The following is a 23,515-nucleotide window of genomic DNA, read 5'->3' on the forward strand; positions in this document are numbered from 1 at the left end:
GGATCTCACGATGACCGCCACGCTCGGCGCCCGTCCCGCCCCCGGCAGGGGGCGGGCACGTGCCCGCCACCGTCTCACCGTGCTCGGGTTCATGGCCCCGGCCATCATCGGCTTCGTCCTGTTCTTCGGTTATCCGCTGGTCGCCACGGTCGTCTTCTCCTTCACGAAGTACGACCTGATCAACGCTCCGGAGTTCACCGGCCTCGACAACTACACGTTCATGTTCAAGGACCCCTTGTTCACCAAGGCGATCCAGAACACGCTGTGGTTCGTCGTGGTGCTGACGTTCGCGCGGACCGTGTTCGCGCTGGGCGTGGCGTCCGTCATCGCACGTCTCAAATCCGGCGTGGGCCTGATCCGCACGCTCTGCTACCTCCCGTCGCTGGCACCGCCGGTGGCCGCGACGCTCGTGTTCTTCATGGTGCTGCGCCCCAACGGCGGCCCGTTCGCCACGGTGCTCGGCTGGTTCGGTCTCGACTCACCGCTGTGGTTCTCCGACCCCTCGTGGGCCAAGCCCGGCATCACCGCGATCATGCTGTGGATCTCCGGTGACCTGATGATCATCATCCTGGCCGCGATCCTCGACGTGCCGCAGGAGCAGTACGAGGCCGCCGAGCTCGACGGCGCCGGCCCGATCCGCCGGTGGTGGCACGTCACGCTGCCGACGATCTCCCCGGTGCTGCTCTTCGGCATCGTGAACTCGGTGATCCTCGCATTGCAGCTGTTCACCCAGGCCGTCGTCGCGGGGTCGGCGGGCTCGGGCTCGGCGGACTCGACGGGATCGACGAAGTACCTCGGGTTCCCGGACAACTCGACGCTGACGTTCCCGGTTTACCTGTACACGCAAGGCTTCCGGTACTTCGACATGGGCTACGCCGCCGCGATGGCGACCGTCCTGTTCGTCATCTCGTTCGCCGTGACGATCGTGCTGGTGCAGCGGATGCGCAAGGGCTCCGCCGCTGAGGAAGGGGGCCCGGGAGCATGACCGCCACGCTCACCAAGCCACCGGTGGACGTCTCCACCGAGCCGGAACAGCCGAAGAAACCCCGTGACACCAGGGGAATCCTCACCTGGGTCGCCACGCACGCGATCGGTCTCGTCCTGGGCCTGATGTTCGCGACACCCGTGCTGTTCGTGTTCCTCACCGCGGTGATGTCGGACAACCAGGCGTTCACCTCGGACCTGTGGCCGAGGGAATGGCACTGGGGAAACTTCATCGAGGTCTTCGACAAGGCCCCGCTGTTCCAGTACCTGTTCAACAGCCTCACGTACTCGCTGCTCGCGACCGCGGGCATGCTGCTCTCGTCGATCCCGGCGGCCTACGCGCTCGCGAAGCTCAAGTGGCGCGGGCGGAACGTGGCCTTCCTGCTGGTGATCGGCGCGATGATGCTGCCACCGCAGGTCGTCGCCGTGCCGCTGTACGACACGTGGTCGTCGCTCGGCCTGACCGGCACGCTGGTGCCGTTGATCGCCCCGTACTTCCTGTTCGACGCGTTCAGCATCTTCCTGCTGCGCCAGTTCATGCTGACCATCCCTCAGTCCTATGTGGACGCGGCGAGGGTGGACGGCTGCTCGGAGTTCCAGGCACTGGTGCGGATCATCGTGCCGATGGCCAAGCCCGGCATCGCCGCCACGGCGCTGTTCTGCTTCCTCTTCACCTGGAACGACTACTTCGGCCCGTTGCTCTACACCGGTGAGGTGAAGGAGCAGTGGACGTTGTCGCTGGCACTGGCGACGTTCAAGGGCATGCACATCGTGCAGTGGAACTCAGCAATGGCGGTGACGTTCCTGACGATGATCCCGGCGATCATCCTGTTCATCTTCGCCCAGAAGTCCTTCGTCAAGGGCATCACGTTCACTGGAGTCAAGGGATGAAACTCACCGTCGTCGGTGGCGGGTCCACCTACACACCGGAGCTGATCGACGGCATTGCGGGCCGTCGCACCAGCCTCGCGGTGGACGAGATCGTCCTCGTCGACCCGGACGAGCACCGTCTGTCGATCATCGGCCCGTTCTGCCAGCGGCTGCTGCAACACGCCGGGCACCCGGCGAAGGTGCGCACCACCACGTCGCTGGAACAGGGTGTCGAGGGCGCGGCGGCGGTGCTGCTCCAGCTGCGGGTGGGCGGCCAGGCGGCCCGTGCTTCCGACGAGACGTTCCCGCTGACCTGCGGGTGCGTCGGCCAGGAGACGACCGGCGCGGGTGGCCTCGCCAAGGCCCTGCGGACCGTGCCGGTCGTCCTGGACATCGCGGACAAGGTCCGCTCGATCGCCGGTGAGAACACCTGGATCGTGAACTTCACCAACCCGGTCGGCATCGTGACGCGAGCCCTGCTGCAGCACGGTCACAAGGCGATCGGCCTGTGCAACGTGGCGATCACGTTCCAGCGCTGGACCTCCGGCCTGCTGGGCGTCGATCCGTCCACTGTGGAGCTGGAGCACGTCGGCCTGAACCACCTGACGTGGGAACGCGGCGTGCACGTGGACGGCGTGGACCGCCTGCCGGAGCTCCTCTCCCAGCACGCGGAGGGCCTCGCCGAGCACATCGGCATCGACGCCGCCCTCATGCAGCGCCTGAACATGGTTCCCTCGTACTACCTGAACTACTTCTACAACCACGACGTCGTCGTGAAGAAGCAGCTCAAGGAACCGCCGCGGGCCGAAGTCGTGGCCACGGTGGAGAAGGAGCTGCTGGACATCTACGCCGATCCGTCGGTCGTGACGAAGCCGGAGCAGCTCTCGCAGCGCGGTGGCGCCTACTACTCCGAGGCCGCGGTGCAGCTCGTGCACGCGCTGACCGGTGGTGCCGGTGCGGAGAAGCACGTCGTGAACGTCCAGAACAACGGCACCCTGCCGTTCCTGCCGGACGACGCCGTCATCGAAGTGTCGTCCACAGTGGACGCGAAGGGCGGTTCCCCGCTACCCGTGCGCCCGGTCGAGCCCACCATCTCGGGCCTGATCTCGCACGTGACCGCCTACGAGTACCTGGCCCTGGAGGCCGCGATCCACGGCGGCCGCGACCGAGTGGCCAACGCACTGCTCGCCCACCCGTTGATCGGCCAGCACGCCATCGCGGACCGGCTGGCCGACGAGCTGATCGCGCAGAACCGCGACCTGCTGCCGTGGGTGAAGGGAGCCTGACACCGATGACGGACCGGGTGCTCGCGATCGACGGCGGGAACAGCAAGACCGCGGTGCTGCTGGTCGACGCGGACGGCAGGGTGCTGGCGCAGGTGCGCGGCCCCGGCGCGCCGCCGCAGACCGTCGGCATGAAGCGCGGACTCGACGTGTTCGAGGGACTGGCACGTGAGGCCGCGGCTTTGGCGGGACTGTCCCCTGACGAGCCGATCGCCTCGCACACCTCCGCCTACCTCGCGGGAGCAGATCTCCCCCGCGAGGAGGAGGACCTGACGCGAGCGATCTCCGAGCGAGGCTGGTCCACCACGACCTTCGTGGGCAACGACACCTTCGCCCTGCTCCGCGCCGGCACGGCCGCGGCCGGCGGCGTGGCGGTCGTCTGCGGCGCGGGCATCAACGCGGTGGGCGTGGCCAGGGACGGCCGCACCCACCGGTTCCCCGCACTGGGCGCCATCTCCGGCGACTGGGGCGGCGGCGGTCAGCTCGGCAACGACGCCCTGTGGCACGCGGTCCGCGCGGAGGACGGCCGAGGCCGGCCGACCGAGCTCCTCCCGGCCCTCCTCGCGCACTACGACGAAACGTCCATCCTCAAAGTGGTCGAGAAGATCCACTTCGAGGAGATCGAGCTGGACCCGCACGCCCTGTGCCCCCTCGTCTTCGAGGTGGCGGCCCGCGGTGACGCCGTGGCCCTGGCCCAGATCGACCGCCTGATCGAGGAGATCGTCCTCCTCGCCACCGTCTCGATGCGCAAGCTCGACCTGATGAACGAGCCCGTGGACGTGGTGCTGGGCGGCGGTGTCCTGACCAACACCGGCGACGTGGTGGTCGGCCCGGTGCGTCAGCAGATCACCGAAGCCGCCCCGCTGGCCCAGGTGCGGGTGGTGGACGTCCCGCCCGTGGTGGGCGCCGCCCTGCTGGGCCTGGACCACATCGGAGCCTCGCCGAGCGCGGAGCTGAGGCTGCGCTCGGCCTACGACGAACACCTCCCCACAGCCGCACTGGGCATAGCAGCCGGCGGCTGACCAGACCCCGTCTCAGGGGGTAGATCGGCGGCGGCGCCCCCTGAGACGGTCCCAAGCCCACTGCTCGGGGCAGATCGGCGGCGGCGTCCCGAGCAGTGGTCCCACCCCTTTCCGAGGGGGAGCTGATCGGCGGCGGCGCTTCCCTTCGGAAAGGTCCCACGCCCCCGCAGCGACGTAACGCGCCACGTCGCCGCGGGGGTTCTCCACGTCCTGCGCCCTTACGGGTCCGGCGTCTCGGAGGACGAACTGACCAACGGCTCCGAAGACAGGCCGGGCAGCGAAACCGAGGGCACCGCGGTGGTCTCCACAACACTGGCGCGCGGCTCCGCGCTCTCCGGCGTCACCACCGGGTTCGAATGCGGCGGCGGCGTGACGACCACCCGAACGCCGGAAGCCCGCCCCGGCACCACCCGCACCGCGGACGAGGACGTGGCCGGCACCGGATCCGGCGCGAACTCCATGGGCGGCTGATCCCCGCCCTCCTGGGCCACGTCGGGTTCCGCGCCAGGACCGGGCAGGGGAACCGGTACGACTCCGGCGGACATGGCCACTCCGGCCAGCACTCCGACCGTGACCAGCGCGACACCAAGCGAAACAGTAGGCAGCGGCACCCGAGAACGCACGCACCAGAAGCTAGCGACCGACCGAGACAAATCGCCCGCGATCACCCCGGACGAGCCTCAAGCTTCGCTCGATCGAGTGGTAAAAGAATCGTCACCCACAGCGACAAAACCTACGATCGCGTAACCGACGGTGGCGTAACCACCGGTTGGTTGTGCATGCTGAGCGGTCGCCCGCGATCGGGAGCCGCGGGCACAGCGGTGCAAGGACCGAAGTCGCGCGATGAGGGGGATGTTGTGCTGCTGCGATGGAACAGTCTCGTGTCCCTGGGGGACAGCTTCACCGAGGGCATGGACGACCCGGGCCCGGGAGACACCTACGTCGGCTGGGCGGACCGGCTGGCCGGGATGATCGCCCAGCAGGCGCCTGAGTTCAGGTACGCCAACCTCGCGATCCGGGGCAAGATGCTGCAGGAGATCATCGACGAGCAGGTGCCGCTGGCGATCTCCCTCAAACCGGACCTCGTCACGTTCTGCGGTGGCGGCAACGACATCATGGTCCCCAACAGCGACCCGGACGCGCTGGCCGAGGTCTACGAGGTGGCGGTGGCCGACCTCAGGGCGGCCGGCTGCGACGTGGTCATCTTCACCGGCTTCGACACGCGGTCGACGCCGCTGCTCAGGAGCCTGCGGGGCAAGATCGCGATCTACAACTCGCACCTGTGGTCGATCGCCGAGCGCTACCACTGCCGCATGGTCGACCTCTGGTCGATGCACGTCCTGCACGACCGCCGAGCCTGGAGCGAAGACCGGCTGCACCTCTCTCCCGAGGGCCACCAACGGGTTGCGCTCAAGGCGGCCGAGGTGCTGGGGCTGATGGACGACCACTCGTGGAGCGCGCCGTGGCCCGTCCTGGAGCAGGCGGACTGGGTGACGCAGCGGAAAGCGGACCTGAAGTGGGCGCGCGAGCACGTCGTGCCGTGGATCGGCCGGCAGCTGCGGGGCGAGTCGATGGGCGACGGCCTGGCGCCGAAGCGGCCGCAGCTCCTGCCGGTGGCCCGCTGCACCGGGGAGAACTACCAGTAGCACGAAGCGGCCCGACCGGCACTCTCCCCCGAATGCCGGTCGAGCCTCTTCACCGCAGGCGCGCCTTACCCCCTCGGTAATCCCCCAATCGGCGGCCTGCACCTCCAACATCCCATTTTTTGGGACCAGACGACTAAACGCCCGCTAAACCTCGGAGGACAGCGAGTCCAAAGCGGCCCGCACCTCGACCGCGCGAGCCGAGTTGACCTGCGCGTACAGGCGCAGCGCCTCCGTCAATTCCGCCGCGGCAGCAACCCATTCCGCCCGCCGGAGCAGCACGCCGCCGAGCACGTGCCGGCCGAAGCCCTCCAGGTACGTCACCTCGGCGACGGCGGCCAGGTCGACCACCTGGCGCGCCAACGACTCCGCCTCGTCCAGCGAACCGGCCTCCAGGTGCAGCTCCGCCAGGTTCACCAGACCGCGGATCAACGCCACCTGGTCGCCGGAGCGCCGGTACACCTCGACGGCGTGCGCTTGGTGCTGCAGGGCGACGTCGATCCGCCCGCGCGCCTGTTCGACCTGTGCCACGTTGTTCAGCCCGTGGCCTTCGCCGACGACGTCACCGGACTGCTTCGCGAGCTGCACCGACTCCCAGAAGTGCAGCAGCGCCTCGTCGTGCTGCTCCAGCCGGAACAGCACGTCGGCGAGCTGGGCGAGGGTCAGCACCAGGTACTGGCGCTCGCCCAGCTCGGTCGCGAGCCGGTGCGCGCGGCGAGCGTCCGGCAGCAGGACGGGTCGTCCCAGCCGGGCGTTCGTCGTGTAGGCCGTGTCCAGCATCAGGATCTGGCCGAGGCGGCTCCCCGTCACCTCGGCCGCGGCCAGGCCGAACCCGACCAGCGCGACCCACTCCCCGGTGAGCGCGCGCACGGTCGCGTACGGGTGCAACAGCCGAACGAGCTGCCACACCTGGTCGTGCAGACCCGCTTCGGCGACCGCGTGCACGACCGCCACCACGTTCGGCCACTCCCGGTCGAACCAGGCGACCGGGTCGCCGAACGCCGGCAGGGCCGTGAAACCGTTGTCCCCCAACGCGAAGTCGAGGCCGTCGCGCGCCGGCCGGATGGCGCGGCGGACGTGGTCGCAGGCGACGAGGTAGTAGTTCACCAGGCGCCGCAACGAGTCCAGGTCCGGCCGGCCGGCTCCGCGCACGTACAGGCGCACCAGCTCGTGCATCGTGAACCCGTCCGGCCACGGTTCGACCAGCAGGTTCACCTCCACCAGCTGGGCCAGCCTGGCCCGCGCGGACTCGACCCGGATCCGGGTCAGGGCGGCGACGGCGTGCGACGACATGAACCGGCCGGGCGCGAGTCCGACGGACTTGAAGACGTCGCCCAGCTCGGACGGCAGGTCGCGGGTCGACAGGTCCAGTGCCCGCGACACCCCCACGCCTGCCTCAGGTAGGTCCAAGCCACGCAGCCGGTGCCCGTCGTCGGCGAGCTCCCCCACCAGCTCCTCGACCGTCCACTCCGGACTGATCACGAGCTTCGCCGCGGCCACCCGCAACGCCAGCGGCAGCCCACCGCACAGCTCGGCGAGCTTGCGCGCCGCCACCGGGTCTTCGGCCGACAACGGCTTGCCCAGCACGTCGTCCACCAGCTCACGCGCGGCGTCGTCGTCCAACGGCCCGAGCTTGCGCACCCGAGCGCTGTTGGTGACGACCAGCCGCTCCATGTGCGAACGCGACGTCACCAGCACCACCGAACCGGACCCCGGCGGCAGCAGCGGTTGCACCTGCTCGAAGCCCGTCGCGTCGTCCAGCACCACCAGCACGCGGCGGCGGTTCAGCAACGACCGGTAGAGCCCGACGCGGTCCTCCAGCGCGACCGGCACGCCGTCCGCGGGCACGCCCAGCGCCACCAGGAACCTGGCCAGCACCTCGCCCGGCTCGGTGTCGCCCAGCGACGCGAACAGCACTCCGTGCGGGAACATCTCGGCGTTCTCGTGCCCCCACGTGATCGCGAGCGCGCTCTTGCCCACCCCCGGCGGGCCGGTCAGCACCGCGACGCAGGTCCCCAGCAGGTTCCTGGCCGCGCACACGTCGTCCAGCCACGCCCTGTCATCGTCCCGGCCGAACAACCGCGACGCCGAAGCCGGCAGCAACGCCGGTGCCACGATCCCCGCACGTGGCGCGACCGGCCGCGACTCGACCGGGCTGATCAGGCTCAGCGCGGGGTCGTCGCGCAGCACCTGTTCCTGCAGCAACCGCAGCTCAGGCCCGGGATCGATGCCCAGCTCCTCGCTCGCGCGCCGCTGGAACCGTTGGTAGGCCTCAAGAGCGTCGGCCCGCTGACCGGACCGGTAGAGCGCCCGCATGCTGTGCGCCACCAGGCGTTCGCGGTACGGGTACTCGGTGCACAGCCCGCGCAGCTCGCCCACCAGCTCCAGGTGGCGGCCCAGTTCGAGCTCGGCGTCGATGCGTTCCTCCAACGCCGACAGCCGCAGCTCCTCCAGGTCGGAGGTCATCGGGTCACCCGGCACGTCCGCGAGCACGGGGCCGCGCCACAGCCCCAGGGCCTCGCGCAGCAGGCCCGCCCTGATGGCGGCGGGCTTGCCGCGGGCGGACGCCACGAGCTGCCGGGCGCGGTGCAGGTCGAGGCGCCACGGGTCCACGGTCAGCTGGTACCCGGTCGGGGTGGTGCGGATGGTCGCGGAGCCCGACGGGTCGGCCTCCTCCAGCACCTTGCGCAACCGGGAGACGTAGCCGTGCACGATCGTCCGTGCCGTGGCCGGCGGCGAGTCCGTCCACAGCGCGTCGACGATCTGGTCGATCGAGACGGGTCGGTTCGCCTCGACGACCAGCATGGCCAGCAGTCCCCGCATGCCACGGCGGCCCAGCTGGATGAGCCGTCCGTCCGCGAGCACCTGGAGTGGACCGAGCACGCCGAACTCGAGTCCGGTTTTGCTCCGCATGCCCCTCCCTCACGCCCGCTGACCTTGTCACTTCAACAGGTGTCCTGGCCGGGGTGCCAGATACAAGTACGGTTCAAGTTCGCGGGACGCTACTGTTCATCTGTGCCGCGAGATCGGAACTCCGTGGTTGACCGCGGCGCCGGGTGCCTCCTCGGCGGCGCTCTCGGTGATGCGCTCGGCGCACCTGTGCAGTACCTCGGCTGGGCGGACATCCAGCGCGAACACGGCACGGAAGGTGTGCTCGCACCGCCGAAGCCCGCACTGGTCACCGACGACACCCAGCTGACGCTCTTCACCGCCGACGGGTACCTGCGCGCCTGGGTGCGCGGGAAACGCACCGGCGAGTGGGAGCCGTCGGAGATGGTGTGGCACAGCTACCGGCGCTGGTTGGTCACCCAGCAGCAACCGGCCCCGGAACGGGGTGCGGTGGGCCTGCTCGCAGACGAACGGCTGTACGAGAGCCGCTCGCCGGGCCTGACGTGCCTGCGCGCGCTCGCGGCGGAAACGCCGTCCACCCCGGAGAACCCGCACAACGAGTCGTCCGGCTGCAACGGCGTCACGCGCACCGCGCCCGCCGGGTTCGCGCCGTCCGCCTCGATCGCCTACGACCTGGGCTGCCGGTTCGCGGCGCTCACCCACGGCGGCACCGGCGGCTGGGTGTCCGGCGGCGCGCTGGCGTTGCTGATCCACCTGCTCGCCGTGAAGGGCAGGCCGCTGCGCGAGGCGATCGACCAGGTCATCGGCCGCGTGCTCCGCGACGACACGTACACGGCGACGGTGCTGACGCGCGCCGTGGTGCTGGCGGAGGAGCACGACGGCGAGTCGTCCGTGCGCGTCGACCGGCTCGGCAGCGGCTGGACCGGCCCCGAGGCGCTGGCGATCGCGGTCTACACCGTGCTGACGCATCCGAAGCCGGTGCAGTTCGTCGACGCGATGCGCGCGGCCGCCAACCACTCCGGCGGCAGTGACGCCACCGCGGCGTTGACCGGCAACGTGCTCGGCGCGTTGCACGGCACTGATGCGCTGCCGCGCGACTGGCTGAGCGGGCTGGAGCTCGTGGACGTGCTGGACACGATGGGCCGCGACCTGGGCTGCTCCGCGGTGAACCTGGAGTTCGACGAGAACCGCTACGCCTGAGCGGCCGTCCAACACAGAAAGAGCCTGCCGGTGCGCGCTCCCGAATTCGCGCGCCGGCAGGCTCTTCCGCACGAGTAGTTGGTCGACAGCAGGCCGGGACTTGCCCCGAGCGCGAGCTCCGATCCAGCTCTTGATCAACGAAATCCGTGCCCCGGAGTCAAGCTCCGTTGGGCGGGCATGTTAACAGATGTGTACCGGAAGTCCAGGGCTGCGGAAGACGCGACGATCTTCGTCGACGATGAAGATCTCGCAGTCCTCCTGCGCCGCCGCCCAGTCGATCCCCTCCTTGCCCAGCGCAAACGCCGCTGTGGCAGTGGTATCGGCGATCGCGAGGTCCTCGGCGAAAATCGTGACCGACAGGATTCCGGTGGCGGGCCGACCGGTACGGCCGTCCAGGATGTGCTGCCCGCGTTCGTACAACGCTGACGTGGCAACGGCTCCGTCGCGCACACCGAGCACGACGCACAGCTGGTCGGCGAGATCGGGATGCCGAACGCCCACGCGCCAAGGCTTTCCCGGCTCCGGCTCGCCGGCGGTCACGACGTCGCCGCCGGCGTTGAGGCAGAACGCCGACGCCCCGCCCTCGCGCAGGAGGTCGGCGGCGCGCTGGACGGCCCAGCCCTTCACCACCGCGCACGGGTCGAGCCCGCGGCCCGGCACCTGCGCCGTGAACGCCCCGCCCGTGGACTCCTCGTACCAGTCGCACAACGAGAGCACCTCGACCAGATCCGGGGTGAGCTCTTCCCTGGTGAGCTCACCCCGGTCCAACCGGGACACCTCGCTGTCCGGCTTGAAGGGCGAGAACCGCTCGTCCGCCTCCCGCAGCCAGGCGAACGCCCGGTCGGCCAGAGCGTCGTCACCGTCACGCAGGTCCACCGAGATCGGCAGGCCCATGATCTGCTCGACGCGCCGCACCGACATGCCTACTGCGCCCCGTCGAGCGCGGCCTGGAGCGACTGCCGGTAGCCCTGCGACGTCGCGGTCGCGCCGGACACCGTGTCGATGTCCGCGCTCTGCGCCTTGAGCGCCTCCTGCTTCAGGATCGGCAGCGCCATCCTGGTCGGCTCGCTGTTGGGGGCCCGCAACGCCTTCACGTCGGTGATCTTCTTGCCCTGCAACGTGATCTGCACCTGGACCGTGCCCTCGGAGGTGTTCACCGCCGGGCCGGCCACGGTTCTGGTCTGGGCCTGCTGCTGGGTCTGCTGCTGGGGCTTCTGCTGCTGGGCGGCCGGCGCGGAACCGGACGTCTTCGGCGCGGGCGTGGTGGTCTGCGCCTGCTGCTGGGTCTCCGGAGCGGCGGCTGCCTCGTTGATCTCGCCCTCGTGCGCGGGGCCCGGCGAGTACAGCCAGACCGGCACGAGACCGGCCACGCTCAGCGCCAGTACGGGAATCGCCCTCTTCACGTCGTCGAACCCTCTCAGTCGGCCAGCGCGAAGCGCTCGGCGTGGACCTGGTTGCCGGGCACTCCCAGCTCGGAAAGGCTGCGCACCACGGCGTCGGTCATGCCGTTGGGGCCGCAGATGAACACGTCGCGGTCCTGCACGTCCGGCACCAGCGCGGCGATGTTCTCCGGCCCGAGCAGCGGACCGTTCGCGGTGATGGTCTTCGACGAACCGCTGACGAGGCGCAGCACCGCGCCCTTGGCCCGCGCCAGTCCTTCGAGCTCGCGCAGCAGCACGGCCTCCCGCGGGTCGGTGACCCGGTACAGCACCACGACGTGCCCCTGGATCTCCTCCAGCAGCGCGCGGATCGGCGTGACACCGACACCGCCCGCGACGAGCAGCGCGTTCGGCTTGGTCTGGTGCATGGTCGTGAAGGCGCCGTACGGCCCCTCGGCGAACACGCGGGTGCCGACTTTGACGTTGCGGATGTCGGCGCTGCCGGAGCCCAGCGCCTTCGCGGTGAGCCGCAGGTACTTGCCGTTCGGCGCCGCGGACAGAGAGAACGGGTTGGCCTGCCACCAGCGGTCCTTGGTGAGGAAGCGCCACAGGAAGAACTGGCCGGCCTTGGCACCCAGCCGGTCCAGGTCCTTGCCCTCGATGTAGACCGAGACGACGTTGTGCGCCTCCGGCACCACCGCGGCGACCCGGAACTGGTGCCGCTGGTTGCGCCAGAACGGGAGCACCAACCGTCCGATCACGACGGAGGAGATCGCGAACGCCCAGAGCCCCCACCAGTAGCCGGTGGCCAGCGCGGACTTGCGGAACGTGCTGCCGACCGCGACCTGGTGCGTGAACGCGAGGAAGATCGCGATGTAGGTGTACAGGTGGATGAAGTGCCACGTCTCGTAAGCCAGCTTGCGCCGTGCGAACCGGGCCGAGACGACACCTACGACCATGATGATCGTCCACGCCACCAGCGCGCGGAGGATGCCTTCGAGCTCGGTGGCCTGCCTGATGATCTCGGCGATCGGGCCGTCGGCGCCGGCGTTGCCGAACGCGATGAAGGTCAGGTGACCGATCAGCATCCAGAAGATCGTGAAGCCGACCCAGCGGTGCCACGAGGTGAGCTTGTCCATGCCGAGCCTGCGGTCGAGCCACGGCAGCCGTGCGACCAGCAGCAGCTGGAACGCCATGGCGAGCGCGCCGTACAGACCGGTCAGCCGGCCGAAGTTGACCAGCTTGTTCGACCCGACGCCGGCCGCGTTGAACAGGTAGGTCACGAACGCCGCGTTGGCCAGCAGGAACACGTAGAGGCCGGCTTTGGCCAGCACCTTGTGCGGCGTCGCACGGCCGGCCGCAGCCGGTCGCACGGGTTGCTGCAGGGTGGTCGTCACGGCGGGCTCCTCGGTCGGCGGTCTCGTTCGTCCTGTCGCGATCCTGGGCTCCGCAGCTGTGGCCCCGCTTTGCCCGGGCTGTCGACTTCCTGTCGATCGGGCGGGTGGAGCACCAGGTGACGCACCATGAGCACGTGGACAAGGGGAACTCGGTTCGATTGCTCGTCGTCGACGACGAGCCGCACATCGCTGACCTGGTCGCGACGGTCGCCCGGTACGAGGGCTGGCAGGCCGCGACCGCGCTCAACGGTGAGGACGCCTTGAGAGAGGCCGCCGAGTTCCAGCCGGACATCGTCGTGCTCGACCTCATGCTGCCTGACCTGGACGGATTCACCGTCCTCGATCGAATGCGCGCGGCCGGCGCGATGGTGCCGGTGGTGTTCCTGACCGCCCGCGACGGCACCGCCGACCGTGTGGCGGGACTCACCCGCGGCGGCGACGACTACCTGGTCAAACCGTTCTCCGTCGAGGAGCTGATGGCCCGGTTGCGGGCCGTGCTGCGCCGCTCGACCGGTCCGTCGTGGAAGCGCTCGGTGCTGAAGGTCGCCGACCTCGTGATGGACGAGGACACGCGCGAGGTCCGCCGCGGCGGCAAGCTCGTGACGCTGACGCCGACCGAGTACGAGCTGCTGCGGTACCTGATGCGCCGCTCACCGGCCGTGCTGACGAAGGCGCAGATCCTCGACCACGTGTGGGAGTACGACTTCGGCGGCCGGTCCAACGTGGTCGAACTGGTCATCTCCCACCTGCGCCGCAAGCTCGACGACGGCCGCGAGCCGTTGATCCACACCGTGCGCGGCGTGGGGTACGTGCTCCGCCGAGCCGCGGAATGAGAGGGCGGCAACTGCGCCTCGGCACGCGGCTCGCACTCGGGCTCGGCGCGCTGGCGCTCGCGGTGTTCGCGACCGTCGGCGCGGTCATGGTCACCTCGATGCGGACGTTCCTCGACAAGCGGCTCGACGACCAGATAGCGATCAGCCAGACCAGCGCGGCCCAGGAGGTCGAGTACGACGAGACGATCACCAAGCTGCCACCCGACTGGTTCGCCGTCGTCTACAAGATGCAGAACGGTGTGCTGCGCGCTCTGCCCGGCGACCAGCAGCCCGCCGACCGGGCGAAGTTCGACGCGCTCGCGAAGAGGTCGCTGACCGGCGACAACCTCGACCTCGCCTACCTGGACGGCAAGGGCAAGTTCCGGCTGCGCGCGTGCCCGATCAAGGAGAACGAGCTCGTGCTGGTCAGCGCCGCGCCGCTGGCCGACACCGACAGCACGATGTCCCAGCTGATCACGGTCAGCGTGCTCGGGTTCCTGGCCGCGCTGGTCACCCTGGTCGTGGGCGGCCAGACCCTGCTGCGCAGAGGCCTGCGGCCGCTGTCGGACATGGCCGACACCGCGCACCACATCTCCTCGCACGACCTGACCGACTCGGCCGACCTCACCGTGCGCGTGGACGGCAACGGCGGCGGCGTCGAGGTCGACGAGCTGCGCGAGGCGTTCAACAAGATGCTCGCGCACATCGACTCCTCGCTGGCCGCCCGCACGGCCGCGGAGCAACGGCTGCGGCGGTTCATCGCCGACGCCTCGCACGAGCTGCGCACGCCGTTGACGTCGTTGCGCGGCTACGCGGACCTCTTCCGGTACGCGGCGGCCAACGAGCCCGGCGAACGCGAGCAGCACCTGGAGAAGCTGCGGTCGGAGGCGTCACGGATGAGCGTGCTGCTCGACGACCTGTTGTTGCTGGCACGCCTGGACTCCGCCGAGTCCGAACCGCCGCTGCGGCCGGAGGAGCTGGACCTGGCGGTGATCGCCGAGGCGGCCGCCGACGCGTTCCGCGCGGCCCGCCCGTCGCACTCGTTGGAGGTCGACGCGGACACGGTGTCCATGCGCGCGGACGCGACCCGGTTGCGACAGGTGCTCGACAACCTGCTGACCAACGCGGCCGTGCACACCCCGGCGGGCACCGCGGTGTCGTTGCAGGTAACCGCGGAAGACGGCGAGGCGGTGATCAAGGTGAGCGACACCGGTCCCGGCATCCCGGAGGCCGACCAGGCGCGGATCTTCGACCGGTTCTACCGCGTCGACAACTCGCGCACCCGCCAGCGCGGCGGCAGCGGCCTCGGCCTCGCGGTCGTGCAGTCGCTGGTGCAGGCACACGGCGGCACCATCACCCTCACCAGCGCCCCCGGCTCCACCACCTTCACCATCCGCCTCCCCCGCCGCCTGCTGTCCTGACCGCACGCGGGGCCCTCCCGTACTCCAGGAGAGTACGAAAGCTCCCCGCGTGCACTCCGCTACTCGGCCTGCGAGCTCGTCGCCCACAGGTCGATGCCCGACTCGACGGCGTGCTTGTCGATCTCGGCGAGCTCGTCGTCGGTCAACGGCGGCGCCTGCAGCGCCGCGAGGTTCTGCTCCAGCTGCGCGACCGACGACGCACCGATCAACGCCGACGTCACGCGCGGGTCGCGGATCGTCCACGTCAGCGCGAGCTGGGCGAGCGACTGCCCGCGCGAGGCCGCGACCTCGTTCAGCGCCCGGATCCGGCCGAGGTTCTGCTCGCTCAGCAGGTCCGTCGACAGCGACTTGTTCTGCGCCGCACGCGAGTCCGCCGGCACGCCGTTGAGGTAGCGGTCGGTCAGCATGCCCTGCGCGAGCGGCGAGAACGCGATGCAGCCCGCGCCGACCTCCTCCAGCGTGTCCAGCAGCTCCGGCTCGATCCAGCGGTTGAGCATCGAGTAGCTCGGCTGGTGGATCAGCAGCGGCACCCCGGCGGACCTGAGCAGCTCGGCCGCCTCGCGGGTCTTGGCCGGCGAGTACGACGAGATGCCGACGTAGAGCGCCTTGCCCTGCTGCACCGCGCTGACCAGCGCGCCCATCGTCTCCTCGAGCGGCGTCTCCGGGTCGAACCGGTGCGAGTAGAAGATGTCGACGTAGTCGAGGCCCATCCGGGTCAGCGACTGGTCGAGCGAGCTCAGCAGGTACTTGCGGCTGCCCCACTCCCCGTACGGCCCCGGCCACATGTCGTAGCCGGCCTTCGTGGAAATGACGAGCTCGTCCCGGTAAGGCCTGAGATCATCGGAGAGGATCTGCCCGAACGTGATCTCCGCCGAACCGTACGGCGGGCCGTAGTTGTTGGCGAGGTCGAAGTGCGTGACACCGAGGTCGAACGCTCGCCGTGCGATGCCGCGGCCCAGCTCGTACGGCCGGTCGCCGCCGAAGTTGTGCCACAGGCCGAGCGAGATGGCAGGCAGCTTGAGACCGCTGCGACCCGTCCGCCGGTACGTCATCTGGTCGTAGCGCGCGCTATCCGCGAGGTAGGACATGGTGCACACGATGTCACGTCCTAGTGAGACAGAGCGGGAGCTGCGCCGTGCCGCCGAGGCCGGTGAGGTGCTCGATCTTTCGCGCCGCGGAGACAACACCCTCCCCGCGACGGTGATCCGCGACCTGCTGCGGTCGGACGACATCGACCCGCAGGGGCTCATGGTGATCGGCGCACGGGTCACCGGCGAGCTCAACCTCGACTTCATCCGGTCGGCGAGGCCGCTTCTGCTGGAGAGCTGCCTGTTCGAAGCGCCCATGTCGCTCTTCCACGCCGAACTGCCGGGCCTGTCGCTCGACGAGTCGACGATGCCGGGCATCACCGCGGAGGGCCTGAAAACCGGCTACCTCACCTTGCGAGCGGCCCGCTGCACCGGGCCGCTCGACCTCCAGAACGCGCGCATCGACGGCTCGCTGCTGCTCTCCGGTGCCACCGCGATGCCGCTGCACGGCTCCGGCCTGCACGTGAGCCGCGACGTCGAGGCCAAGAGGTTGTTCGCTCGCCACGTGTTGCTCGACAGGTGCGACATCGGCGGCGACGTGAACCTGACCGAGGCGGCGATCGTCAGCGAGTCGGGCGTGGCCTTCCTGGCCACCAACGCGAAGATCGGCGGTGACCTCCTGCTCGACAGAGCCGTCGTCAAGGCCGGGGGCGCGGCGGTGGTGCTGATGGGCGCCACCAGCCACTGCCTGGACATGAACGGAACGGTGCTGCGCAGCGCCGATGACTGGGCGCTGTGCCTCGACGCCGCGCACTTCACGAACGAGGTGCGGCTCAAGAACGGCTTCAACGCCCGGACGCACGGCGACATCGACGCGGTCAGCATGATCGACACGCGCATCGGCGCCGGGCTCATCCTCGACGGTTCGGTGCGCAGTCACGGCGGCCAGGCCCTGGTGCTGCACCGGACGGCGATCGGCGCGAGCATCACGATCACCGACACCGAGATCGAGGCGACCGAGCGCCGCGCCGCGGTCGACCTCTCGGACACGGTGGTGCAGGGCGATTTCGACCTCAGGCGGAGCCGGTTGATCAACCACGGCGTTGGCGAGGAGCTCGATCTCACCGGCACGAAAGTGGGCAAGATCCTCCTCATCCGCGAGTGGCAGCTGATGGAGGCCGAGGACTTCGCCGTGACCCTCGACGGCCTGACCTACCCGAACCCACCGGTGGACACCGACGTGTGGCTCAGGATGCTGCGCGATCACACGTACCAGTACGAAGCCCAGCCGTACCAGCAACTCGCCGCCGTCCATCGCGCCGCCGGTCACGAGCACACCGCCCGCAAGGTCCTCATCGCGCAACAGAAAGACCTCGGCCGCCGCGGCGACCCCGGCAACAAGCTCTGGCACCGCTTTCTCGGCGTGACGCTGGCCTACGGCTACAAGCCCTCCAGAGCGGTCGCCGGACTGCTGATCACCTTCGTGCTCTCGCTCTGTCTCGTGTGGACAGCGAATGCCCATAACGGCCTGACACCGGCCAAGGACCGCCCAGCGGACTCCTGTTCACCCGTGAACAGAATCAGTCTTGCGGCGGATCTCGCCATCCCGCTCGTGAAACTCGGCGGCACACCGAGATGCGAACTGGCGAACGGCCCAGCCGGGCAGTGGGCGACCGGAGCAGGCTGGGTCGTGCAGATCCTGGGCTGGTCGTTCGCCACGCTGAGCGTCGCGGGCTTCACCGGACTCGTGCGCAGGAGCTGACGCCGAAACGAGACGAGGGCCCGCCCACCTGGGCGAACCCCGCGTCGGAGAAGAGCCGGCGAGGGGAATCGAACCCCTAACCTTTCGCTTACAAGGCGAGTGCTCTGCCAATTGAGCTACGCCGGCCTGGCTCGTGTTCGCGAACATCGTAAGCGCCCGTTGCGGGAGCTACCTGCGGCGAACGGTCTGCTCTCAGTGTGATCGGATTGCTCCGGTCGGAGGCTGACCAACCAACTGAGTGGATCAAAGCGCCGGACAGGTCGCCTTGACCAGGTCAGGAGGGTAACCAACGGACAGTGATCATGTCCTCCTTTTCGGGTCGCCCGATCGGAGGTGGCAGACGCCACAGCAACAGTCGAAGGACTCCTCACGATCACACGACGGAGGTGCGCGAGATTTCCCCGAACAGCCTGCACGGCCCCTCTCTGCCCGATGACACCACCGTTCACCTGGTACTCGATCTCGCACTGAAGATCGGCGAGGTCCAGATGGCCAGCGGGGCCGGTGCCGCGGACGTGACAGCCACGATTCTCTCGGTCACGGAGAGCTATGGACTTCCGCACACGGAAGTCGACGTGATCTACACCTCCATCAGCGTCTCGTGCCACCGGGGAACGGACGCGCCACCGATCACCGCGGTGCGGGTGGTCCGGCAGCGCAGCCTCGACTACACCCGCCTCGCGGCCGTCGAACACCTCGTGCGCCACCTCGGGCCGATCGAGGCCGCGCACGCGCAGCTGGAGGACATCACCAACGCCAAGCACCCGTACCCGCGCTGGGTCGCCACCGTCGCCTGGGCCGGGATGGCCGCGGCCGTCGCGTTCCTCGTCGGCGGCGGGTGGGAGCTCGCGATCACCGCTGCCGTCGTGACCGCCGTGATCGACCGGGTCGGCCGGATCCTCAACCGCCGGGCGCTGCCGTTCTTCTTCCAGCAACTCGTCGGCGGTGCGCTCGCGACAGGTGCGGCGCTCACCGTGTTCGCCACGGGGTTGCTGCCCAACGTCCGGCCGAGCCTGCTGGTCGCCGTCGGCATCGTCGTGCTGTTGTCCGGGCTCGCGCTGGTGAGCACCGTGCAGGACGCGATCTCCGGCTACAACGTCACCGCCGCCGGCCGCACCGTCGAGACCGTGCTGCTCAGCGCCGGGCTGATCGCGGGCGTCGCGATCGCGATCCGCACCGCCGTCCACTTCGGACTGCAGATCAAGCTCACCGACCCGCTGCCGCCGCTGATCTCCGCGGTGCCGATGCAGTTCGCGGCCGGCGCGGCGACGAGTGCGTTCTTCGCGCTCGCCTGCTACGCCCAGCCCCGTGCGCTCGTCGCCGCCGCCATCTCCGGCGCGATCGGCACGGCCTCCTACGGGCTCTTCACGAGCCTCGGCGCGGACGCGCTGCTCGGGTCGGCCGTGGCGGCCGCGATCACCGGGTTCGGTGGCGCCACGATGACCCGCCGGCTGCGCATCCCGACGCTGGTCGTCGTGCAGGCGGGCGTGGTGCCGCTGCTGCCCGGCTGGACCACTTACCGGGGGCTGTTCCTGCTCACCGCCGAGGGCGATCCGGCCGGTTTGAGCACTTTGGTGTTCGCGAGTGGTATTGCTCTCGCTCTGGCCGGAGGGGTGGTCTTCGGCGAGTACCTGGCCCAGCCCGTGCGCACCGGACTGGGCCGTTTGGAGCGCAAGTTCGCAGGTCCGCGCATGTCCGGCCCGCTCAAACCCACCAAGCGTCGGTTGGAGTGAACGTTGCTGTGACGGGGGTTACACGACACGCCTCGGACACGTGCTCGCACTAGCCTCGGAAATGTGAGCATGGACATTGGCGAGAACGGGGCGGAGTTCGTAGTCGTGGCCAACCGGCTCCCGGTTGACCTGGAGCGTTTGCCCGACGGCACAGAACGGTGGAAGCACAGCCCCGGCGGGTTGGTGAGCGCACTCGAACCATTCCTCCGCTCCCACAGCGGAGCCTGGGTCGGCTGGCCGGGCGTGGCCGACGCCGAGGTGGCGCCGTTCGAGGACGACGGACTGCTGCTGCACCCCGTCCAGCTGTCCGCCAAAGAGGTCGAGGACTACTACGAGGGCTTCTCCAACGGCACGCTCTGGCCGCTCTACCACGACGTCGTGGCGCAGCCCGCGTTCCACCGGCACTGGTGGAACACCTACGTCCGGGTCAACCAGCGGTTCGCCGACGCGACCGCGAAGATCGCCGCACAGGGCGCGACCGTGTGGGTGCAGGACTACCAGCTGCAGCTCGTCCCGGCGATGCTGCGCGAGCAGCGGCCCGACCTGAAGATCGGCTTCTTCCTGCACATCCCGTTCCCGCCGGTCGAGCTGTTCATGCAGCTCCCGTGGCGCACGGAGATCATCCGCGGCCTGCTCGGCGCCGACCTGGTGGGCTTCCACCGGCCCGGCGGCGCGCAGAACTTCCTCTGGCTGGCCCGCCGCCTCGTCGGCCTGGAGCCGAGCCGCGGCACGGTCGGTGTCCGCACCCGGCCGGGTGTCGTGCAGGTCGGCGACCGGACCGTGCGCGTCGGCGCGTTCCCGATCTCGATCGACAGCGCCGGTCTCGACGCGCTGGCGCGGAAGAAGGAGACGCAGGCCCGCGCGAAGCAGATTCGAGCGGATCTCGGCAACCCGAAGCGCATCCTGCTGGGCGTGGACCGCCTCGACTACACGAAGGGCATCGACGTCCGGATCAAGGCTCTGTACGAGCTGATCGCGGACGGTCGCGTGGACCCGGAGGACGTCGCGATGGTCCAGCTCGCCACTCCCAGCCGGGAGCGGGTCGACCACTACGTGACGATGCGCAGGGACATCGAGCAGTCGGTCGGCCGGATCAACGGCGAGTTCGGGCGGGTCGGCAAACCGGTGGTGCACTACCTCCACCAGTCGGTCAACCGCGAGGAACTGGTCGCGTTCATGAGCGCGGCGGACGTCATGGTCGTGACGCCGGTTCGGGACGGGATGAACCTGGTCTGCAAGGAGTACGTGGCCTGCCGATATGATCTTGGTGGAGCTCTGGTGCTCAGCGAGTTCGCCGGCGCTGCCGCAGAACTGACCAGCGCGTTCCTGGTGAACCCCCATGATCTGGACGGTGTCAAGAACGCTCTGCAGGCCGCCCTCGACATCGATCCTGCTGAAGGCCGCCGTAGGATGCGCGCGCTGCGCCGCCAAGTCCTCACCCACGACGTTGACCGATGGGCGAGGTCGTTCCTGGAGGCGTTGGGCACGCAGACCTCGGTCTGAATCCTTTCAGATCCCACTGACCCATCGAGTGCTCCAGGAGGGGCGTTGACCGCCGAGGCCCTCCCCGCCGAACTGCGCCGAGCCATCGTGCAACTGGCCAGGACCCCGCGACTGCTGGTCGCCAGCGACTACGACGGAACACTCGCGCCGATCGTGGCTGACCCGGAGCAGGCTCGCCCGCTTCCGGAGTCGGTGAACGCGCTGCGTTCACTCGCGAGCCTGCACGAGACCACCTCAGCAGTGATCTCCGGTCGCGCGCTGCGCGACCTCGCCACCCTGTCCCGCCTACCCGGCGAGGTCCACCTCGTCGGCTCCCACGGCTCGGAGTTCGACGTCGGCTTCGTCCACGCGTTGGACGCGAACGCCAAGGCGCTGCTGCGCCGCATCGAAGCCGAGCTGGAACAGATCGTCGACGGCCACGAGGGCGTGCACCTCGAGGTCAAGCCCGCCTCGATCGCGGTGCACGTGCGCCGCGCCGAGGCGTCCGTCGGCGAGAGCGTGCTCGACGCCGTCCGCTCCGGTCCGTGCACCTGGGAAGGTGTGCAGGTCACCGAGGGCAAGGCCGTCATCGAGCTCGCGGTCGTCGAGACCAACAAGGGCCACGCCCTCGACATCCTGCGGCACCAGGTCGGCGCCACCGCGGCGATCTTCCTGGGCGACGACGTGACGGACGAGAAGGCGTTCGCGCGCCTGTCCGGCCCGGACGTCGGCATCCGCGTCGGTGCCGGGGAATCGCTCGCCGAGCACTACGTCAAGGACCCCGCCGACGTCGCCACCGTGCTCGCGTTCCTGCTGGAGGAGCGCCGGGCGTGGCTGCACGGCGACCAGGCGGTGCCGATCGAGCGCCTCACGATGCTCGCGAACGAGCGTTCGGTCGCGCTGGTCACGCCGGACGCCAAGGTCAACTGGCTGTGCCACCCCGAGCCGGACTCGGCGGCGATCTTCGCCGACCTGCTGGGCGGTCCCGCCGCGGGCCACTTCTCGATCAAGCCGGAGCACGGGTCGCTGCCGCTGGGCCAGCGCTACCTGCCGGGCACGATGATCGTGGAGACCCGCTGGTCGCGGCTCCTCGTGACGGACTACCTGGAGCACGACCTCGCCTCGCACCGCACGGACCTCGTGCGGCGAATTTCCGGTTCGACCAACGCGGTGATCACGTTCGCGCCGCGGCCGGAGTTCGGCCAGGTGCCGGTGCGGTTCATCCGCGAACGCGACGGCCTGCGCGTGGTCGGCACCTCGGACCCGATGGTGCTGCGCTCGCCGGGCGTGGACTGGGAGATCACCTCCGACGGCCTGCAGGAGACCGCCCGCGCGGTCGTCCGCCCCCGCGAGGGTGCGCCGGTGCTGCTGGAACTGCGCTGCGGCACCGACGACATCTCCGAGCACGCGCTCGCCGAGTCCGTGCGGCGCGACCGCGCGGCCGGCTACTGGTCGGACTGGGCGGCGGGGCTGAAGCTCCCGAGGGTGCAGACCGACCTGGTGCTGCGCTCGGCGCTGACGTTGCGCGGCCTGGTGCACAAGGACTCCGGCTCGATCATGGCCGCGGCTACCACGTCGCTGCCGGAGGAGCTCGGCGGTGTCCGCAACTGGGACTACCGCTACTGCTGGCTGCGTGACGGCGCGATGACCGCCGCCGCGCTCGTGTCGGTGGGCTCCTTCGCGGAGGCCGACGGCTTCCTGGCGTGGCTGCACGGCGTCCTGGAGACCATTCCCGGCCCGGAGCGCCTGCACCCGCTGTACACGCTGCAGGGCACGCAGCTCGGTGCCGAGGCCGTGATCGACACGCTGCCGGGTTACGCGGGCTCGCGTCCGGTGCGCGTCGGCAACCTCGCGAACCAGCAGGTGCAGCTCGACGTGTTCGGCCCGGTCGTCGACCTGGTCGTGCAGCTGGCCACCGCCCGCGGTTCGCTGTCGGACCAGGACTGGAAGATGGTCCAGGCGATGGCGGAGGCCGTCTCGCGTCGCTGGCACGAGCCCGACCACGGCATCTGGGAGGAGCGGCACGCGCCGCGCCACCACGTGTACTCGAAGGTCATGTGCTGGCTGACCATCGACCGCGCGATCAAGCTCGGCGAGCAGTTCGGCCGCGCGCTGGACCCGTCCTGGGTGCCGTTGCGCGACACGATCGCCACGGACGTGCTGAAGAACGGCTGGAACGACGAGGTCCAGTCGTTCACCACCGCCTACGACGGCGACGACCTGGACGCCGCGTCGCTGTTCGTCGGACTCTCGGGCCTGATCGACCCGACCGACGAGCGCTTCCAGTCCACCGTCACCGCCATCGAGGCGGAGCTGCGGTCCGGCTGCACCGTCTACCGCTACCACCGCGACGACGGCCTGCCGGGCGACGAGGGCGGCTTCCACCTGTGCGCCGCGTGGATGATCGAGGCCTACCTGCTCACCGGCCGCCGCACGGAGGCCGAGGAGCTGTTCGGGCAGATCGTCGCGGCCGCGGGTCCCACGGGCCTGCTGCCCGAGGAGTACGACCCGGTCGCCGAGCGCTCGCTGGGCAACCACCCGCAGGCGTACTCGCACCTGGGCCTGATCCGCTGCGCCCAGCTGCTCTCGCAGTGATCTGACCGCACGCGGGGACCTTTCGTACTCTCCGACAGTACGAAAGGTCCCCGC

The 23,515-nt window shown here is 69.7% G+C and carries 18 protein-coding genes and 1 tRNA gene; 12 read left to right on the forward strand and 7 right to left on the reverse strand.

Going from position 1 to position 23,515, the window contains the following annotated elements:
- The first annotated feature begins 10 nt into the window (after window positions 1-10).
- Genes ACWEIJ_RS32445 through ACWEIJ_RS32460 form a run of 4 tightly spaced genes read left to right on the forward strand, consistent with a single transcriptional unit; the run spans window position 11 to window position 4,159 of the window.
- Window positions 11-985 carry a carbohydrate ABC transporter permease gene (locus ACWEIJ_RS32445; protein ID WP_449841053.1) on the forward strand — a complete coding sequence of 325 codons (975 nt, stop codon included), beginning with the start codon at window positions 11-13 and terminating at the stop codon, window positions 983-985.
- Window positions 982-1,875, forward strand: coding sequence for a carbohydrate ABC transporter permease (locus tag ACWEIJ_RS32450; RefSeq protein WP_449841054.1), 894 nt, complete (start codon window positions 982-984; stop codon window positions 1,873-1,875). The genes ACWEIJ_RS32445 and ACWEIJ_RS32450 overlap by 4 nt, the downstream gene beginning before the upstream one ends.
- On the forward strand, window positions 1,872-3,140 hold the full coding sequence (locus ACWEIJ_RS32455; protein WP_449841055.1) for a 6-phospho-beta-glucosidase: 1,269 nt from the start codon (window positions 1,872-1,874) through the stop codon (window positions 3,138-3,140). Before ACWEIJ_RS32450 ends, ACWEIJ_RS32455 begins: the two co-directional genes overlap by 4 nt.
- 5 nt (window positions 3,141-3,145) lie before the next feature.
- Complete coding sequence (locus tag ACWEIJ_RS32460; protein ID WP_449841056.1) at window positions 3,146-4,159, forward strand: N-acetylglucosamine kinase; 1,014 nt, start codon at window positions 3,146-3,148, stop codon at window positions 4,157-4,159.
- Between the two features lie 218 nt (window positions 4,160-4,377).
- Here ACWEIJ_RS32460 and ACWEIJ_RS32465 read toward each other — a convergent pair whose 3' ends face one another.
- A complete protein-coding gene (locus ACWEIJ_RS32465; RefSeq protein ID WP_449841057.1) occupies window positions 4,378-4,782 on the reverse strand; it encodes a hypothetical protein in 405 nt (134 codons plus the stop codon).
- 258 nt (window positions 4,783-5,040) lie between these two features.
- Here ACWEIJ_RS32465 and ACWEIJ_RS32470 point away from each other — a divergent pair, with 258 nt between their 5' ends.
- Complete coding sequence (locus ACWEIJ_RS32470) at window positions 5,041-5,805, forward strand: SGNH/GDSL hydrolase family protein (protein ID WP_449841058.1); 765 nt, start codon at window positions 5,041-5,043, stop codon at window positions 5,803-5,805.
- 144 nt (window positions 5,806-5,949) lie between these two features.
- Here the strand turns inward: ACWEIJ_RS32470 and ACWEIJ_RS32475 are convergent, their stop codons facing one another.
- Window positions 5,950-8,715, reverse strand: a complete 2,766-nt coding sequence (locus tag ACWEIJ_RS32475; protein WP_449841059.1) for a BTAD domain-containing putative transcriptional regulator — start codon at window positions 8,713-8,715, stop codon at window positions 5,950-5,952.
- 102 nt (window positions 8,716-8,817) lie between these two features.
- Between ACWEIJ_RS32475 and ACWEIJ_RS32480 the strand changes: the two genes are divergently transcribed.
- Window positions 8,818-9,852 (forward strand): ADP-ribosylglycohydrolase family protein, encoded by a 1,035-nt coding sequence (locus ACWEIJ_RS32480; RefSeq protein WP_449841060.1) that lies wholly within the window; start codon window positions 8,818-8,820, stop codon window positions 9,850-9,852.
- A 180-nt stretch (window positions 9,853-10,032) separates the two neighbouring features.
- Here ACWEIJ_RS32480 and ACWEIJ_RS32485 read toward each other — a convergent pair whose 3' ends face one another.
- From ACWEIJ_RS32485 to ACWEIJ_RS32495, 3 genes are read right to left on the reverse strand one after another with little or no spacing between them, the layout of a single operon-like run.
- Entirely contained in the window at window positions 10,033-10,773 is a 741-nt protein-coding gene (locus ACWEIJ_RS32485) for an FAD:protein FMN transferase (protein WP_449841061.1), read from the reverse strand.
- Window positions 10,774-10,775: 2 nt separating this feature from the next.
- Window positions 10,776-11,255, reverse strand: coding sequence for an FMN-binding protein (locus ACWEIJ_RS32490; protein ID WP_449841062.1), 480 nt, complete (start codon window positions 11,253-11,255; stop codon window positions 10,776-10,778).
- Between the two features lie 14 nt (window positions 11,256-11,269).
- A complete protein-coding gene (locus ACWEIJ_RS32495; RefSeq protein ID WP_449841063.1) occupies window positions 11,270-12,628 on the reverse strand; it encodes a ferredoxin reductase family protein in 1,359 nt (452 codons plus the stop codon).
- A 116-nt stretch (window positions 12,629-12,744) separates the two neighbouring features.
- On the opposite strand from ACWEIJ_RS32495, the gene ACWEIJ_RS32500 reads away from it, so the two are divergent.
- Both ACWEIJ_RS32500 and ACWEIJ_RS32505 read left to right on the forward strand, forming a co-directional pair.
- A complete protein-coding gene (locus ACWEIJ_RS32500) occupies window positions 12,745-13,461 on the forward strand; it encodes a response regulator transcription factor (RefSeq protein WP_449841064.1) in 717 nt (238 codons plus the stop codon).
- Window positions 13,458-14,861, forward strand: a complete 1,404-nt coding sequence (locus ACWEIJ_RS32505) for a sensor histidine kinase (RefSeq protein ID WP_449841065.1) — start codon at window positions 13,458-13,460, stop codon at window positions 14,859-14,861. Before ACWEIJ_RS32500 ends, ACWEIJ_RS32505 begins: the two co-directional genes overlap by 4 nt.
- Before the next feature lie 59 nt (window positions 14,862-14,920).
- Here ACWEIJ_RS32505 and mgrA read toward each other — a convergent pair whose 3' ends face one another.
- Entirely contained in the window at window positions 14,921-15,949 is a 1,029-nt protein-coding gene (mgrA, locus tag ACWEIJ_RS32510; protein ID WP_449841066.1) for an L-glyceraldehyde 3-phosphate reductase, read from the reverse strand.
- Between mgrA and ACWEIJ_RS32515 the strand changes: the two genes are divergently transcribed.
- Window positions 15,948-17,651 (forward strand): hypothetical protein, encoded by a 1,704-nt coding sequence (locus ACWEIJ_RS32515; protein WP_449841067.1) that lies wholly within the window; start codon window positions 15,948-15,950, stop codon window positions 17,649-17,651. The two genes, mgrA and ACWEIJ_RS32515, sit on opposite strands and share 2 nt — an antisense overlap.
- Window positions 17,652-17,704: 53 nt before the next feature.
- Here the strand turns inward: ACWEIJ_RS32515 and ACWEIJ_RS32520 are convergent.
- Window positions 17,705-17,777, reverse strand: a tRNA-Thr gene (locus ACWEIJ_RS32520).
- 260 nt (window positions 17,778-18,037) lie between these two features.
- On the opposite strand from ACWEIJ_RS32520, the gene ACWEIJ_RS32525 reads away from it, so the two are divergent.
- From ACWEIJ_RS32525 to otsB, 3 genes are all read left to right on the forward strand, one after another.
- Window positions 18,038-19,384, forward strand: coding sequence for a threonine/serine ThrE exporter family protein (locus ACWEIJ_RS32525; RefSeq protein ID WP_449841068.1), 1,347 nt, complete (start codon window positions 18,038-18,040; stop codon window positions 19,382-19,384).
- Between the two features lie 69 nt (window positions 19,385-19,453).
- A complete protein-coding gene (locus tag ACWEIJ_RS32530; protein WP_449841199.1) occupies window positions 19,454-20,887 on the forward strand; it encodes an alpha,alpha-trehalose-phosphate synthase (UDP-forming) in 1,434 nt (477 codons plus the stop codon).
- Window positions 20,888-20,932: 45 nt separating this feature from the next.
- Window positions 20,933-23,461: a trehalose-phosphatase gene (gene otsB / locus ACWEIJ_RS32535; RefSeq protein ID WP_449841069.1), complete on the forward strand. Its 2,529-nt coding sequence runs from the start codon at window positions 20,933-20,935 to the stop codon at window positions 23,459-23,461.
- Window positions 23,462-23,515 lie beyond the last annotated feature (54 nt).

The organism is Lentzea sp. NPDC004789, assembly GCF_053601075.1.

Excerpts from the sequence above, each read along its gene's own strand:
- ACWEIJ_RS32445 (WP_449841053.1), top strand. The coding sequence starts at position 11 with ATGACCGCCACGCTCGGCGCCCGTCCCGCCCCCGGCAGGGGGCGGGCA.
- ACWEIJ_RS32450 (WP_449841054.1), top strand. The coding sequence starts at position 982 with ATGACCGCCACGCTCACCAAGCCACCGGTGGACGTCTCCACCGAGCCG.
- ACWEIJ_RS32455 (WP_449841055.1), top strand. The coding sequence starts at position 1,872 with ATGAAACTCACCGTCGTCGGTGGCGGGTCCACCTACACACCGGAGCTG.
- ACWEIJ_RS32460 (WP_449841056.1), top strand. The coding sequence starts at position 3,146 with ATGACGGACCGGGTGCTCGCGATCGACGGCGGGAACAGCAAGACCGCG.
- ACWEIJ_RS32475 (WP_449841059.1), bottom strand. The coding sequence starts at position 8,715 with ATGCGGAGCAAAACCGGACTCGAGTTCGGCGTGCTCGGTCCACTCCAG.
- ACWEIJ_RS32485 (WP_449841061.1), bottom strand. The coding sequence starts at position 10,773 with ATGTCGGTGCGGCGCGTCGAGCAGATCATGGGCCTGCCGATCTCGGTG.
- ACWEIJ_RS32505 (WP_449841065.1), top strand. The coding sequence starts at position 13,458 with ATGAGAGGGCGGCAACTGCGCCTCGGCACGCGGCTCGCACTCGGGCTC.
- ACWEIJ_RS32515 (WP_449841067.1), top strand. The coding sequence starts at position 15,948 with ATGGTGCACACGATGTCACGTCCTAGTGAGACAGAGCGGGAGCTGCGC.
- mgrA (WP_449841066.1), bottom strand. The coding sequence starts at position 15,949 with ATGTCCTACCTCGCGGATAGCGCGCGCTACGACCAGATGACGTACCGG.
- ACWEIJ_RS32530 (WP_449841199.1), top strand. The coding sequence starts at position 19,454 with ATGGACATTGGCGAGAACGGGGCGGAGTTCGTAGTCGTGGCCAACCGG.